Origin of the sequence: Rhizobium acidisoli (assembly GCF_002531755.2) — a bacterium.
In the GTDB taxonomy this organism is placed as follows: Bacteria; Pseudomonadota; Alphaproteobacteria; order Rhizobiales; family Rhizobiaceae; genus Rhizobium; species Rhizobium acidisoli.
Window position 1 is genome coordinate 121,082 of sequence record NZ_CP035002.1, and the last position, 15,070, is coordinate 136,151.

The 15,070-nt window shown below is 62.9% G+C and carries 5 protein-coding genes; all 5 read left to right on the forward strand.

Features of this window, described 5'->3' with window-relative positions; all coding sequences use genetic code 11:
* Window positions 1–8 precede the first annotated feature (8 nt).
* Window positions 9–6,575, forward strand: a complete 6,567-nt coding sequence (locus tag CO657_RS33025; RefSeq protein WP_425376001.1) for a DUF4082 domain-containing protein — start codon at window positions 9–11, stop codon at window positions 6,573–6,575.
* Window positions 6,576–6,675: 100 nt separating this feature from the next.
* A complete protein-coding gene (locus CO657_RS33030; RefSeq protein ID WP_054184354.1) occupies window positions 6,676–7,860 on the forward strand; it encodes a GTP-binding protein in 1,185 nt (394 codons plus the stop codon).
* 213 nt (window positions 7,861–8,073) lie between these two features.
* A complete protein-coding gene (locus tag CO657_RS33035) occupies window positions 8,074–13,419 on the forward strand; it encodes a DUF4082 domain-containing protein (protein WP_054184344.1) in 5,346 nt (1,781 codons plus the stop codon).
* Window positions 13,420–13,467: 48 nt separating this feature from the next.
* On the forward strand, window positions 13,468–14,700 hold the full coding sequence (locus tag CO657_RS33040) for a GTP-binding protein (RefSeq protein WP_054184343.1): 1,233 nt from the start codon (window positions 13,468–13,470) through the stop codon (window positions 14,698–14,700).
* A 65-nt stretch (window positions 14,701–14,765) separates the two neighbouring features.
* Complete coding sequence (locus tag CO657_RS33045) at window positions 14,766–15,068, forward strand: hypothetical protein (RefSeq protein ID WP_003595516.1); 303 nt, start codon at window positions 14,766–14,768, stop codon at window positions 15,066–15,068.
* The last annotated feature ends 2 nt before the right edge of the window (window positions 15,069–15,070 follow it).

Here is a 15,070-nt window from a genome sequence, read left to right on the forward strand (position 1 = left end):
ACGCTGGGATGAGCGCCATAGGCGACGATCCTCTGGCTTCTTACCTGCCGCAAGGCTCTGCACCGACAGCTTCTGGGCAAGCTTCCGCTGCGGTGACGGCTGAGCGTACGAACTCGGGCAAGGTCGTCATTCTCGAATCGGCGCCGTCAGCGCAGTCGGCCGGGCAGCATGCTGGAGCGAATGCGCTGGCATTTGGCATGCCCTTTGGCGTGTGCGGGTGCGGCTACTATACGTCCCCCACGCGGATTCTCGATTGGGCCCATGGCGGCGCCCTGCTTCAGCAGGATGGCCAGTTGCCGGGGACCAAATTTACCGACGGGCCGGATTATGTGTCGACCGCCAAGAAGGCCATCGGCGCCTCGGTCAGCGATCCGCTTCTCGATCGTGACGTATCCCCGTTCGCGGGCTGGCGCGCAACCGCGGCGTTGACGGATTCGGCGCTCTTGAACGGATCATTGCCCGGCGGCGGAGAGATGGGAACGGGAACCGGCACCAAGGGTAGAGCTGTTCTTTCCGGCTCGGTGACGACGCCACCTCAACCTTCTGCGCAGCGGTCGTTGGCAACGCAAGATCTGGCGGCCGCCGCGGCGGTGGCGAGCAACGCGATCGTGCTGGAAAACCAGAAGCAGGGCAATCCGGAGAGCGAGTGGGGCATCGACACTGCCAGCACGAACATCGAAGGGTTTGCGACCGACATCAGCGTCGACAACGGCAGCACGATCAACTTCAAGATCAATACCAATTCCACCAACTATCGTATCGATATCTATCGGCTCGGCTATTATGGCGGCATGGGCGCCCGCAAGGTCACGACCATACAGCATACCGGATTGCAGACGCAGCCCAATCCGCTGCGCAATGCCACGACCGGCACGGTGGACGCCGGCAACTGGGCGGTCTCGGCGTCCTGGGCCGTACCTAGCGATGCCGTCTCAGGCGTCTATATCGCCAAGCTCGTGCGTCAGGACGGCACCTTCGGCGAAAATCAGATCCCGTTCATCGTGCGCGACGACGCCAGCCACAGCGATATTGTCTTCCAGACCGCAGACGAGACCTGGCAAGCTTACAACGGCTGGGGTGGTGCAAACTTCTATGGTGGCAACGGCCCGGCGACGGGGCAGGGGGCAGGCCGCGCCTATGCGCTCAGCTACAACAGGCCGATTGCGACCCGCGACGGGGTCGGCACCTATGCCGGCCCACAGGACTATTTGTTCGGCGCCGAATATGCAGGCATCTACTGGCTGGAACAGAACGGCTACGACGTCTCCTATCTGTCGGGCGTCGACGTCGATCGCTATGGCAGCCTGTTGCTCAATCACAAGACCTATGTTGATGCCGGGCACGACGAATACTGGTCGGGACAGCAGAGGACCAATGTCGAAGCCGCACGCGATGCGGGCGTCAACCTGATGTTCTGGAGCGGTAACGAGGTCTACTGGCGTACCCGTTGGGGCAATGCCTACAGCGCCGACGGAACGCCTTATCGCACCCTGATCTCCTACAAGGAAACATGGGGCCCCGCGGGAACCAGCCTCGATCCTTCCAACGAATGGACGGGCACCTTCCGCGACCCGCGCCTCAGCCCGCCTGCCATCGGTGGCGGCAATCCTGAGAATTCGCTGACTGGCCAACTCTTCAAGGTCGACGACGTCGGCGGCAACCTCGCCGCAATCACGGTTGGCTCTGATGATGCCAACCTGCGTTTCTGGCGCAATACGAGCGTCGCAAACCTTCAGCCCGGCCAGACGGCAACGCTTACCAAGAATTATCTTGGTTACGAATGGGATGAAGCGCCTGACAATGGCTTCGATCCGGCCGGGCTCGTGAAGCTCTCGTCAACGACGCTGCCGGTCAACACCTATCTGCTCGACTATGGAAACACGACCGGCAGCGCGACTGCGACCCACAACCTGACCCTCTACCGCGCCCCCAGCGGTGCGCTGGTGTTCGGCGCCGGTACGGTCTACTGGACATGGGGCCTGAGCAACAATCACGATAACGAGGCGACCCCCACCGATCCTCGCGTGCAGCAGGCAATGGTCAATCTGCTTGCCGACATGGGCATTCAGCCGGGGACGCTGCAATCCGGGCTTACCGCCGCGACCGGTTCCACCGATACTGTTGCCCCGACCTCGGTCATCACTGTGCCAGGGACGGTGGTCGCTAATTCAACCGTGACGATTTCAGGCACCGCTGCCGATACGGGCGGCGGGGTCATCGCCAGCGTCGAGGTTTCGACCGACAACGGTGCGAGCTGGCATCCGGCGACGGGCGACGAGAACTGGACCTACTCATGGACGCCGGCGATTGCAGGCACCTATACCATCCGGTCGCGGGCGGTGGACGACAGTATCAATCTCGAGACACCCTCCGCGGGGCGCACTGTCACCGTCACCGGACCGACTTTTACATCACTCTTCGGTGGCGCGACGCCGGCCGTCGTCAACACTGACGATAATTCAGCCGTCGAGCTCGGAGTCAAATTCCAGTCCTCCGTGGCGGGCACGGTGAGCGGTATCCGGTTTTACAAGAGCAGCCTGGATACGGGCACCCATACCGGGTCACTCTGGTCAAGCACGGGTACGCGGCTTGCGACCCTCACCTTCACCAATGAGACTGCAAGCGGCTGGCAGAGCGCTACTTTCTCGAGCCCGGTGACGTTGACGGCCGGGCAGACCTATACGGCCTCTTACCATACGAATGTCGGCAACTATTCGACGACCGCCAACTACTTCCTCTCCAATGTGACGAGTGGTCCGCTGACGGCGCCGGCAAGCGGCAATGGCGTCTATAATTACAGCAGCGCGAGCGTGTTCCCGACGAACAGCTTCGACCAGACGAACTATTGGGTCGATGTGATGTTCAACCCCACGAATGCGAACAACACGACGCCGACGGCGGTTGCCGATGCGGGGGATGCGACGGAGAAGGGCGGCGTTGCCAACGGTTCGGGCGGCGCAGTTGCCAGCGGCAACGTGCTGACCAACGACACCGATCCGGATGCCGGCGACACCAAGACGGTAACCGCAATCAAATTCGGGGCGACGTCAGGCACGCTCGGCACGGCACTCGCCGGCACCTATGGCAGCCTCGTGCTTAATGCGTCGGGCGCCTATACCTATACGATCAACGAGACCAATACCGCCGTGCAGGGGCTTCGCCTGTCGACCAACACGCTGAGCGACGTCTTCAACTATACGATGCGCGACACCGCCGGGGCCACCGCCACGGCGAACCTCACCGTCACCATTCATGGCGCCAACGACGCGCCGGTGCTCGCCGTCCAGACGGCGACCCAGAACGCCACCGTCAACTCGGCCTTCTCCTTTGCAGTGCCGACGACGACCTTCACCGATGTCGACAGCGGTGAGACGCTGACCTATTCGGCAACGGCTGCCGACGGCACGGCACTGCCTTCCTGGCTCTCCTTCAACGCTTCGACGCGCACCTTCTCCGGCACGCCGACGACAGGCGGCACTTACGGCGTCAAGGTCACGGCAACCGATATCGGCGGCCTCGCCGCCAACGAGACCTTCAACATTGCCGTGTCGGTTCCCGGCAACACGACGCCGACGGCGGTCGCCGATGTGGGGGACGCGACTGAGAAGGGCGGTGTCGCCAATGGTTCGGGCGGCGCGGTTGCCAGCGGCAACGTGCTGACCAATGACACCGATCCGGATTCCGGCGACACCAAGACGGTGACGGCGGTCAACTTCGGCGCGACGTCGGGCACGCTCGGCTCAGCACTGAACGGCACCTATGGCAGTCTCGTGCTCAACGCATCGGGCGCCTATAGCTATGCGATCAACGAGAGCAATGCCACTGTCCAGGGGCTTCGCCTGTCGACCAACACGCTGAACGACGTCTTCAGCTACACGATGCGCGACACCGCCGGCACCACCGCCACGGCGAACCTGACCATCACCATCCATGGCGCCAATGACGCACCGGTGCTCGCCGTCCAGACGACGACCCAGAACGCCACCGTCGGCTCCGCCTTCTCCTTCGCAGTGCCGACCACGACCTTCACCGATGTCGACAGCGGCGAGACGCTGACCTATTCGGCAACGGCTGCCGACGGCACGGCACTGCCCGCCTGGCTCTCCTTCAACGCCACGACGCGCACCTTCTCCGGCACACCGACGGCAGCAGGCACCTATGGCGTCAAGGTCACGGCGACCGATATCGGCGGCCTCTCGGCCAACGAGACCTTCAACATCGCTGCCGCGGCAGGGCCATCAACCTACAGCCTGTTTTCCGCCTCGAGCACGCCGGCCCAGACCAACCTCAACGACGGCCAGCAGCTCGAACTCGGCGTCAAGTTCACCTCGAACGTCGCCGGCGACATTACCGGCATCAGGTTCTACCGCAGCGCCAACGACAACGGCCAGAACGTCGTCGACCTGTGGAGTTCCACGGGCACCAAACTTGCCACCGCTACCTTCACCAACACCACGGCAAGTGGCTGGCAGACGGCGAACTTCACAACACCCTTCACCATTGCCGCCAACACGACCTATGTCGCCTCCTACCACACGACCGGTGCCTACGTCGCGACCGACAGCTTCTTTACGGCTGCCGTCACCAACGGTCCGCTGACGGCGCCAGCCAGCGGCAATGGCGTCTACCGCTATGGCGGCTCTGCCACCGCCGGCATTTTCCCAAATGCCACGTTCGGTGCTACCAATTATTGGGCCGATGTGGTCTTCCGCCCCACGAATGCGAACAACACGACGCCGACGGCGGTTGCCGATGCGGGGGATGCGACGGAGAAGGGCGGCGTTGCCAACGGTTCGGGCGGCGCAGTTGCCAGCGGCAACGTGCTGACCAACGACACCGATCCGGATGCCGGCGACACCAAGACGGTAACCGCAATCAAATTCGGGGCGACGTCAGGCACGCTCGGCACGGCACTCGCCGGCACCTATGGCAGCCTCGTGCTTAATGCGTCGGGCGCCTATACCTATACGATCAACGAGACCAATACCGCCGTGCAGGGGCTTCGCCTGTCGACCAACACGCTGAGCGACGTCTTCAACTATACGATGCGCGACACCGCCGGGGCCACCGCCACGGCGAACCTCACCGTCACCATTCATGGCGCCAACGACGCGCCGGTGCTCGCCGTCCAGACGGCGACCCAGAACGCCACCGTCAACTCGGCCTTCTCCTTTGCAGTGCCGACGACGACCTTCACCGATGTCGACAGCGGTGAGACGCTGACCTATTCGGCAACGGCTGCCGACGGCACGGCACTGCCTTCCTGGCTCTCCTTCAACGCTTCGACGCGCACCTTCTCCGGCACGCCGACGACAGGCGGCACTTACGGCGTCAAGGTCACGGCAACCGATATCGGCGGCCTCGCCGCCAACGAGACCTTCAACATTGCCGTGTCGGTTCCCGGCAACACGACGCCGACGGCGGTCGCCGATGTGGGGGACGCGACTGAGAAGGGCGGTGTCGCCAATGGTTCGGGCGGCGCGGTTGCCAGCGGCAACGTGCTGACCAATGACACCGATCCGGATTCCGGCGACACCAAGACGGTGACGGCGGTCAACTTCGGCGCGACGTCGGGCACGCTCGGCTCAGCACTGAACGGCACCTATGGCAGTCTCGTGCTCAACGCATCGGGCGCCTATAGCTATGCGATCAACGAGAGCAATGCCACTGTCCAGGGGCTTCGCCTGTCGACCAACACGCTGAACGACGTCTTCAGCTACACGATGCGCGACACCGCCGGCACCACCGCCACGGCGAACCTGACCATCACCATCCATGGCGCCAATGACGCACCGGTGCTCGCCGTCCAGACGACGACCCAGAACGCCACCGTCGGCTCCGCCTTCTCCTTCGCAGTGCCGACCACGACCTTCACCGATGTCGACAGCGGCGAGACGCTGACCTATTCGGCAACGGCTGCCGACGGCACGGCACTGCCCGCCTGGCTCTCCTTCAACGCCACGACGCGCACCTTCTCCGGCACACCGACGGCAGCAGGCACCTATGGCGTCAAGGTCACGGCGACCGATATCGGCGGCCTCTCGGCCAACGAGACCTTCAACATCGCTGCCGCGGCAGGGCCATCAACCTACAGCCTGTTTTCCGCCTCGAGCACGCCGGCCCAGACCAACCTCAACGACGGCCAGCAGCTCGAACTCGGCGTCAAGTTCACCTCGAACGTCGCCGGCGACATTACCGGCATCAGGTTCTACCGCAGCGCCAACGACAACGGCCAGAACGTCGTCGACCTGTGGAGTTCCACGGGCACCAAACTTGCCACCGCTACCTTCACCAACACCACGGCAAGTGGCTGGCAGACGGCGAACTTCACAACACCCTTCACCATTGCCGCCAACACGACCTATGTCGCCTCCTACCACACGACCGGTGCCTACGTCGCGACCGACAGCTTCTTTACGGCTGCCGTCACCAACGGTCCGCTGACGGCGCCAGCCAGCGGCAATGGCCTCTATGCCTATGGCGGCTCCGCTACCGCAGGTCTCTTCCCGACCAGCACCTTCAATTCAGCGAATTACTATGCCGATGTGGTCTTCCGACCGCAGCTTGCCGCGTGAAGGATCGGGGAGGTCGGAACGGGATCGGAATGAGGCTCATACGACGCAAATGCTTGCCGCGGCGACGGTCGCCCCGAACGTCCATATCCGGGGGATGTCGATGAACGGGATCGACCGGCTACCTGTGACAGTGCTCACCGGCTTTCTCGGCGCCGGGAAGACGACGCTTCTCAGCCACGCGCTGATGAATCGTCAAGGCCTACGGGTCGCCGTCATTGTCAACGATATGAGCGAAGTGAATATAGACGCCAGTCTCATCCGAGACGGCGGCTGCAACCTGTCGCATACGACGGAGACATTGATCGAGCTCAGCAACGGCTGCATATGTTGCACGCTGCGCGACGACCTGCTGGCGGAAGTGCGGCGACTGGCCGAAGAGGGGCGATACGATTATCTGTTGATAGAGGGGACCGGCATTGCCGAGCCATGCCCTATCGCGGCAACCTTTTCCTTCCGCGACGAGAAGGGCGTCTCGCTCGCCGATTTTGCCAGCCTCGATACTATGGTCACCGTGGTGGACGCTGCAAACCTGTTAGCCGACTACAGCAGTGCTGATCTGCTTGCCGACCGCGGCATGCAGCGCGACGGTGAGGATCGGCGCACACTCATCGACCTGCTGGTCGATCAGATCGAGTTTGCCGATGTTGTCGTGATCAACAAGATCTCGGACGTGAGCGAAGAGATCCGCGCGGAAGTCCGCAAAATAGTTGCCGCGCTCAACCCCGATGCGCGTCAGGTGGAGACGGATTTCGGCAAGGTTTCTCTGGCAGCCATCCTCAATACGGGCCTCTTCGATGAAGCAAAGGCCGCCGCGCACCCACTGTGGCACAAGGAACTGTACAGCCCGGGCGACCATGTACCGGAAACGGAGGAATACGGGGTATCGAGCTTTGTCTATCGCACGAGGCGCCCCTTCGACCCGAAGCGATTTCGAGCATTTCTGGACGAGCCCTGGCCGGGAGTGATGCGTGCCAAAGGCCACTTCTGGCTTGCCACGCGCCCGCGTCATGTGGGCATGATGTCGGCCGCCGGCGTCCAGCGGCGCTGCGAGCCCATGGGGCTCTGGTGGGCAGCCGTGCCCCGGCAGGACTGGCCGAGCCATCAGCAGTTTCGTCAGCATCTCGAGAGCCGGTGGGACAGCGCTTGGGGCGACCGTCGGCAGGAACTGGTTTTTATCGGCGTTGATATGGACGAGACTGGTGTGCGGACCGCGCTGGACGGGTGCCTCGCCAGCGCCGATCCGCGCGACTGGGCTACGCTCGAAGATCCGTTTCCGGCCTGGTAGCACGCGGCGCAGGACAACGCTCGAGTTGACCGGCTGGGCCCGCCGGACTGGCCTAAAATTCCTTTTCAATCGGGGTCAGCCACTTGTCAGAAGCCGTAGTCACGATTGGGGCCTTGGCGGTCGGTATGGGGTGAGGGTCATCATATCGGAGTAGGGGATACCTCCCTCATACCCCGGATTGCTGTCGTACGTTCCCTTCGCAAAGGTGCCAGAATGGACATCTTGCTACAGCGGTCGAAAGGCCGGTCGATGCGGAAGGGGACGCCGCTGATGCGGAGAATTCATGTTGGTAATCGTGAGTATCTGAGTACATTTGGTGGAGCGTTGAGTGTCTTTCGTGCATCTTCTGCCTGGAGTGCAGTCCTTGCTTCCGCGACCGTCGTGTCGTCGAGGAGTACCGATGGCGCCCCGAGCTTTGCCGATCAGGGCAGCGCAACCGTCCAATCCTCCTTCACCGGCTCGGTTACATCTGCCCTGATAACATCAGGCGACATGCAATCGTCCCCGGCATCGTCGACCGCGATGCCGGCCGCTGCTGCCGATGGCGGCACGCAGGGCACGTCCACGAAGACGGCGTCGGCTGCCACGGTCTTCCAGACGCCGTCCTCGACATCCAAGCGCACCGTGCTTGGCCCGGATCCGGCTGAGGAGGCTGCGACACTGCCTGCCGCCCCCGCCCTTACCGGTGTTACCAGCAATGCCGATACCGGCAGCGCCAAGACCGCGGCGCCGGTCAGTTCCTCCACCAGTGTCGGCGCGGCTTCGTTGCGCCTGCAGGCCTCGATAGCATCCATCTCGGTGGAGCCGAGCCAGGATGCTTCCGCTGAGACGACCGCGGCCCCGGCAGCACTGGCGGCGCCGGCGGCTGCAGCGGCTGCGGCGACGCCCAACAAGATCGCGCTCGAAAATCTGAAGCAGGGCAACCCGATCAGCGAGTGGGGTCTGGAGGGCGACGGCGGCGGCACCATCCAGGGCTTCGCCACCGAAATCAGCACCAATATCGGTCAGACGGTCAATTTCAAGATCGCCACCGATTCCACCCACTACCGCATCGATATCTACCGCATGGGCTATTATGGCGGCGACGGCGCCCGCAAGGTCGACTCCATCGAGCAGCAGCTGACCACGGCGCAGATCCAGCCACATCCGATCGTCGACATGTCGCTCGGCCTCATCGACTGCGGCAACTGGTCGGTTTCCGCGAGCTGGCAGATTCCGACGGATGCGGTCTCCGGCGTGTATTTCGCCAAGCTGGTGCGCGAGGATGGCACCGAGGATGCAAGCATCATCCCCTTCGTCGTGCGCGACGATGCCTCGACCAGCGATATCGTCTTCCAGACGTCGGACACGACCTGGCAGGCCTATAATGCCTGGGGCGGCGCCAGCCTCTATTACGGTGAAGTGCCCGTCGATCCGGCCGATATGATCGGCTACCTGCCGCCGAACTGCAGCTGCGGCCTGACCGCCATCGGCCGCGCCTCGGCCGTCAGCTATAACAGGCCGATCATCACCAATACGAGTCCGATCGGCGGCTCGCACGATTACATCTTCGGCGTCGAATCCTCCGCCATTTCGTGGCTGGAGCAGAACGGCTACAACGTTTCCTATATATCCGGCGTCGATGCGGCGCGCAGCGGCACGCTGCTTCTCAACCACGATGCTTATCTCTCCGTCGGGCATGACGAATACTGGTCGGCCGAACAGCGCGCCAATGTCGAGGCCGCCCGCGATGCTGGTGTCAACCTCGCCTTCTGGAGCGGCAACGAGTGCTACTGGAAGGTCCGCTGGGAAAGCAGCATCGATGGCAGCGGGCAAGCCTATCGCACCATGGTCTGCTACAAGGAAACCTGGGGTACGAGCACCGATCCGAGCAATGTCGGCACCGGAACCTGGCGCGATCCGCGCTATGCCGATCCTGGTCAGGAGCCGGAAAATTCGCTGACCGGCACGATGTTCCAGGTGGACAGCTACCGCCAGGATACGATTTCCATCCCCTACGACTATTCAAACCTGCGCTTCTGGCGCAACACCGATGTCTCGCAGACCCAGGAGGGCGGCACCTACAATCTGGTGCAGAACCTGCTCGGCTACGAATGGGATTCCGATGTCGAGAACGGCTTCCGGCCGGATGGGCTCGTCAACCTGTCACTCTCGTCCATCTCGGTCGACACCTATCTGCGCGATTACGGCGCGACTATCGGTTCGGCCGTCGCCACCCACAGCCTCACCATGTACCGGGCCGCAAGCGGCGCGCTCGTTTTCGGCGCCGGTACGGTCTTCTGGTCCTGGGGCCTCAGTGACAACCACCAGGGCCCGACGACCTCGACCGATCGCAACGTCCAGCAGGCGATGGTCAACATGTTCGCGGACATGGGTATCCAGCCGACCACGCTGGATGCAAGCCTGATCCTCGCGACCCAATCGACCGACACGCTGAAGCCGACCTCGTCCGTCACCTCGCCGATCGTCGGCGCAAGCTTCCTCGAAGGCCAGCATGTGACGATCACGGGCACAGCGCAGGATTTCGGCGGCGGCATCATTGCCGGCGTGGAAGTCTCAACCGATGGCGGCCAGCATTGGTTCAAGGCCACCGGCCGAGAGAGCTGGAGCTATAACTGGGTCGTGCAGGCAAGCGGCACTTATACGGTCATGTCGCGCGCCGTCGACGACAGCGTCAATCTGGAGGTGCCATCGGCCGGCAAGCAGGTCACCGTCACCCTGCCGGGAACGACGGGCCTGTGGACGCTTGCGGAAAAGCCCGCTGTGGAAACAGCGATCGATCGCGATTCCGTCGAGCTCGGCCTGCGCTTCCAGACCACCACGGCAGGCTTCGTGCAGGGCATCCGCTTCTACAAGGGCTTCTACAATATCGGCGACCATGCCGTCAGCCTCTGGAGCGCCAACGGAACGCTGCTGGCATCAGGCGGTTCCGTCAATGAGTCGCTCTCCGGCTGGCAGACGGTGATGTTCTCCAGCCCGATCCAGATTACCGCCGGTACCACCTATGTGGCCTCATACCACAGCAGCGGTTTCTATTCGCTGACAAGCAATTATTTCACCGGCGGCACCTATGCCAGCGGCGCGGTGACGGCCGTCGATGGCGGCGGCGTCTTCGCCTATGGCACCACTGCCGGCACCTTCCCCGGCCAAAGCCCCGGCACCGGCACTAATTACTGGGTCGACGTGGTCTTCGATGCCGGCCCCAACAGCGCCCCGGTCGCGACCGACGATACGGGGCTGACCATCTCCGGCAACGATACCGTGACCATCTCGATCGCCTCGCTTGTCGGAAACGATACGGACGCCAATGGCGACGCGATGACGATTTCGGCCGTCGGCAATGCCGTCAACGGCACGGTGACGCTCAACAAGCAGAACGGCACCGTCATCTTCACGCCGACCAACAATTATTCGGGGCCGGCAAGCTTCACCTATACGCTGTCGGATGGGCGCGGCGGCACGGATCAGGGCAGCGTCAGCCTCACCGTCAACCCGGGCCCTGCCGGGGAAACGCTGTTTACATCAAGCGAAGGGCCGGCGGGCGCAAGCTTCAACGACGGCCAGGCGATGGAACTGGGTATGAAGTTCGTCGCTTCGTCCAGCGGCATGATTACCGGCATCCGCTACTACAAGGCATCAGGCGATACCGGGCCCCATACCGGCTCCCTGTGGACGGCTGATGGAACGCTGGTTGCGACCGTCACCTTCGCCAACAGCGGATTGGTGAACGGCTGGCAGACCGCGACATTCGCCAACGCGGTGCATATCGCGGCCGGCACGACCTATGTCGCCTCCTACAGCACCACAGGCTCCTACGTGGCGACGGCAAACTATTTCACGTCAGCCCATACCAATGGCTCGCTGACGGCGCTCGCCGGCAGCAATGGCGTTTACACTGTCGGAGGCTCGGCATTCCCGACCTCCAGCTACCAGTCGTCGAACTACTGGGTGGATGTCGTCTACAACCAGTCGACAGGCAACGCGGCGCCGGTCGCCGCCAACGATAATGGCTACACGACCTATTCCGACACTGCGCTGTCGATTGCCGCGGCCAGCCTGCTTGCAAACGACACCGATGCCGATGGCGATCCGCTCAGCATCACCGGCGTCAACGGTGGGGTCAACGGAACGGTTACCTTCAACAGCCAGACCAAATCAGTCACTTTCACACCGACGGCTGGCTATACGGGTGCGGCAAGCTTCTCCTATTCGATCTCGGATGGGCTTGGCGGAACAGCCTCGGCGACGGTCAGCCTCACTGTCGGCACGCCGCCCGGCGGAGGCACGACGTCGAGCCTGTTTACCGGCGCGGATACGTCGGGGGTTGCCGTCGCCAACGACGCCAACTCGGTCGAACTTGGCGTCAAGTTCATCGCTTCCGCCAGCGGCCAGATCACCGGGCTCACCTATTACAAGAGCGCTCAGGATACCGGCACGCATGTCGGCTCGCTCTGGACGGCGGGCGGCCAACTTCTGGCCCAGGCGACCTTCATCAACGAGACGGCGAGCGGCTGGCAGACGGTTTCCTTCACCCAGCCGATCAATGTGACGGGCGGCACCACCTATGTAGCGAGCTACCATTCGAACGGCTTCTATTCGGCAACGGCGAACTACTTCACATTGGACCATACGAGTGGCGCGCTGACGGCGCCGGCAAGTTCGGTCAGCGGCGGCAACGGCGTTTATGCCTATGGCACGGGCAGCCTGTTCCCCAATTCCTCCTACAATGCCAGCAATTACTGGGTCGACGTGCTCTATCAGCAGGGCACGCAGAATGCGGTCCCGGTGGCCGCCAACGACAGCGGCTTTACGACCAATACCGGCACGCCGGTCACCATCCAGGCCTCGGCGCTGCTCTCGAACGACAGCGATGGCGATAGCGATCCGCTGACGATCACTGGCGTCAGCTCCGCGGTCAACGGCTCGGTCGCCTGGAACGCCCAGGCCCAGACGGTCACCTTCACGCCGACGGCAGGCTATTCGGGACCGGCAAGCTTCAGCTATGCGATCTCGGACGGCAAGGGCGGCACGGCCTCGGCGCAGGTCGCGCTTACCATCAGCAACGGGGCCGCCGGTCCGGAGCAGAATCTTTTTGCCGCCAACGCGACGCCTTCGGTCGTCTCGGTCAACGACAACCAGCAGGTCAATCTCGGCATGAAATTCCAGGCCGATACGTCAGGCTGGATCACCGGCATCCGCTTTTACAAGGGTGCCGATAATACCGGCTCGCATAACGGCTATCTCTGGACCGCCTCGGGCACGCTGCTCGGCAGCGTCACATTCAACAACGAGACGGCCAGCGGCTGGCAGACTGCGCAGCTCACCCAGCAGATCGCTATCCAGGCGGATACGACCTACGTCGTCTCCTACTCGACCAACGGCAATTATTCGGCGACCGGCAATTACTTTGCCAGCGACGTGACGAACGGCGATCTCAAGGCGCTCGGCGGCAGCAACGGCGTCTATGCTTATGGGGCGGGCGGGTTGTTCCCGACAGCCAGCTATAACAGCACGAACTACTATGTGGATGTGGCCTTCAAACCACAGCTCGCGGCGTAAACCCGCGAGGATGCAAGGCCAGGCATGTTGTAAAGAGTGAGAGTTTCGATGATGGGTGCAGACAACAGATTGCCAGTAACGGTTCTCGCCGGGTTTCTCGGCGCCGGCAAGACGACTGTCCTCAATCATGTGCTGAGCAATCGGGAGGGCCGCCGGGTTGCCGTCATCGTCAATGATATGAGCGAGGTCAACATCGATGCGGAGCTCGTGCGCGAGGGGGGAGCAGATCTCTCGCGCACCGACGAGACGCTGGTAGAGCTCACCAACGGCTGCATCTGCTGCACCCTGCGCGACGATCTCCTGAGCGAAGTGCGCCGGCTCGCAGCCGCCGGCCGTTTCGACTATCTGCTGATCGAGGGCACCGGCATTGCCGAACCGCTGCCGGTCGCCGCCACCTTCTCCTTCCGCGACGAGAGCGGGGCGGCCCTCTGCGACGTGGCGCGTCTCGACACGATGGTCTGCGTCGTCGATGCGGTCAATCTCCTCACCGACTACCAGAGCGCCGATTTCCTTGCCGATCGCGGCGAGAGGCGTGACGGGCATGATGAGCGCAAGCTCGTGGAACTGCTCGTCGAGCAGATCGAATTTTCCGATGTCGTCATCATCAACAAGGCAGGCGACGTGCCGTGCGCCGACCTTGCCGAGGTTCGCCGGGTCGTCGCGGCGCTCAATCCGGGTGCTCAGGTCGTCGAGGCGGTCTTCGGCCAGGTGCCGCTTGGGGCGATCCTGGATACCGGCCTCTTCAGCGAGGCGAAGGCTGCCCGCCATCCGCTCTGGCACAAGGAACTCTTCGGCTGGGGCGATCATGTGCCGGAGACCGAGGAATACGGCATAAGAAGCTTCGTCTATCGCAGCCGCCGGCCCTTCCATCCCCTGAGGCTCAAGGATTTCCTCGACCGGAAATGGGCGGGCCTCATCCGCGCAAAGGGTCATTTCTGGCTGGCGACGAGGCCGGATGAGATCGGCCTTCTATCGATTGCCGGCACCCAGTGCCGCATCGAGACCAGGGGCTACTGGTGGGCCTCGGTGCCGCGGGTACAATGGCCGCGCTTTCCGCAGTTCCGCCAGCTCATCGACCGGCATTGGGACGATGTCTGGGGCGACCGCCGCCAGGAGCTCGTCTTCATCGGTTCCGGCTTCGACGAGGAAGCGATCCGCGCCGCTCTCGGTTATTGCCTGATCGGAGAGGAGACGGGTTTCGATCCGCAGACCGCCGTCGGCATTCGCGATCCGTTTCCGGCCTGGCAGCACGGACATATCCCTGCGCATTCAAATAGTTAGAGTCTCACTAGCAGCGTAAAGCGCCTTAAGTGAAGACGTATTGATTATCAACGGAGGAGAAAACAATGAGCAACGAACTTTACGCAGACGGCATCGGCGAAATCACCATTACGGGAACGATCGTTCGCATCGACCTGATGTCGCTTTCGGCAACCGATCGTGACGACAACAACAACCCGAAGCCGGTCTTCCGCCAGCGCATCATCATGCCTGTCGATGCTTTCGCCAATGCGGTCGATCTGATGCAGAAGGCGCTCGGCGGCTTGGTCGAGGCGGGTGCGGTCCGTCGTATCGGCGATATGTCAGCGGCGGCGGCGGCCGATATCCAGCAGGCCGGCGCGTCGAACGCTTCGCCGAACTTCAACTGACA

Bases quoted from the DNA above. Each gene is read 5' to 3' on its own strand.
- CO657_RS33025 (WP_425376001.1), top strand. From the start codon at position 9: ATGAGCGCCATAGGCGACGATCCTCTGGCTTCTTACCTGCCGCAAGGC.
- CO657_RS33030 (WP_054184354.1), top strand. From the start codon at position 6,676: ATGAACGGGATCGACCGGCTACCTGTGACAGTGCTCACCGGCTTTCTC.
- CO657_RS33035 (WP_054184344.1), top strand. From the start codon at position 8,074: ATGGACATCTTGCTACAGCGGTCGAAAGGCCGGTCGATGCGGAAGGGG.
- CO657_RS33040 (WP_054184343.1), top strand. From the start codon at position 13,468: ATGATGGGTGCAGACAACAGATTGCCAGTAACGGTTCTCGCCGGGTTT.
- CO657_RS33045 (WP_003595516.1), top strand. From the start codon at position 14,766: ATGAGCAACGAACTTTACGCAGACGGCATCGGCGAAATCACCATTACG.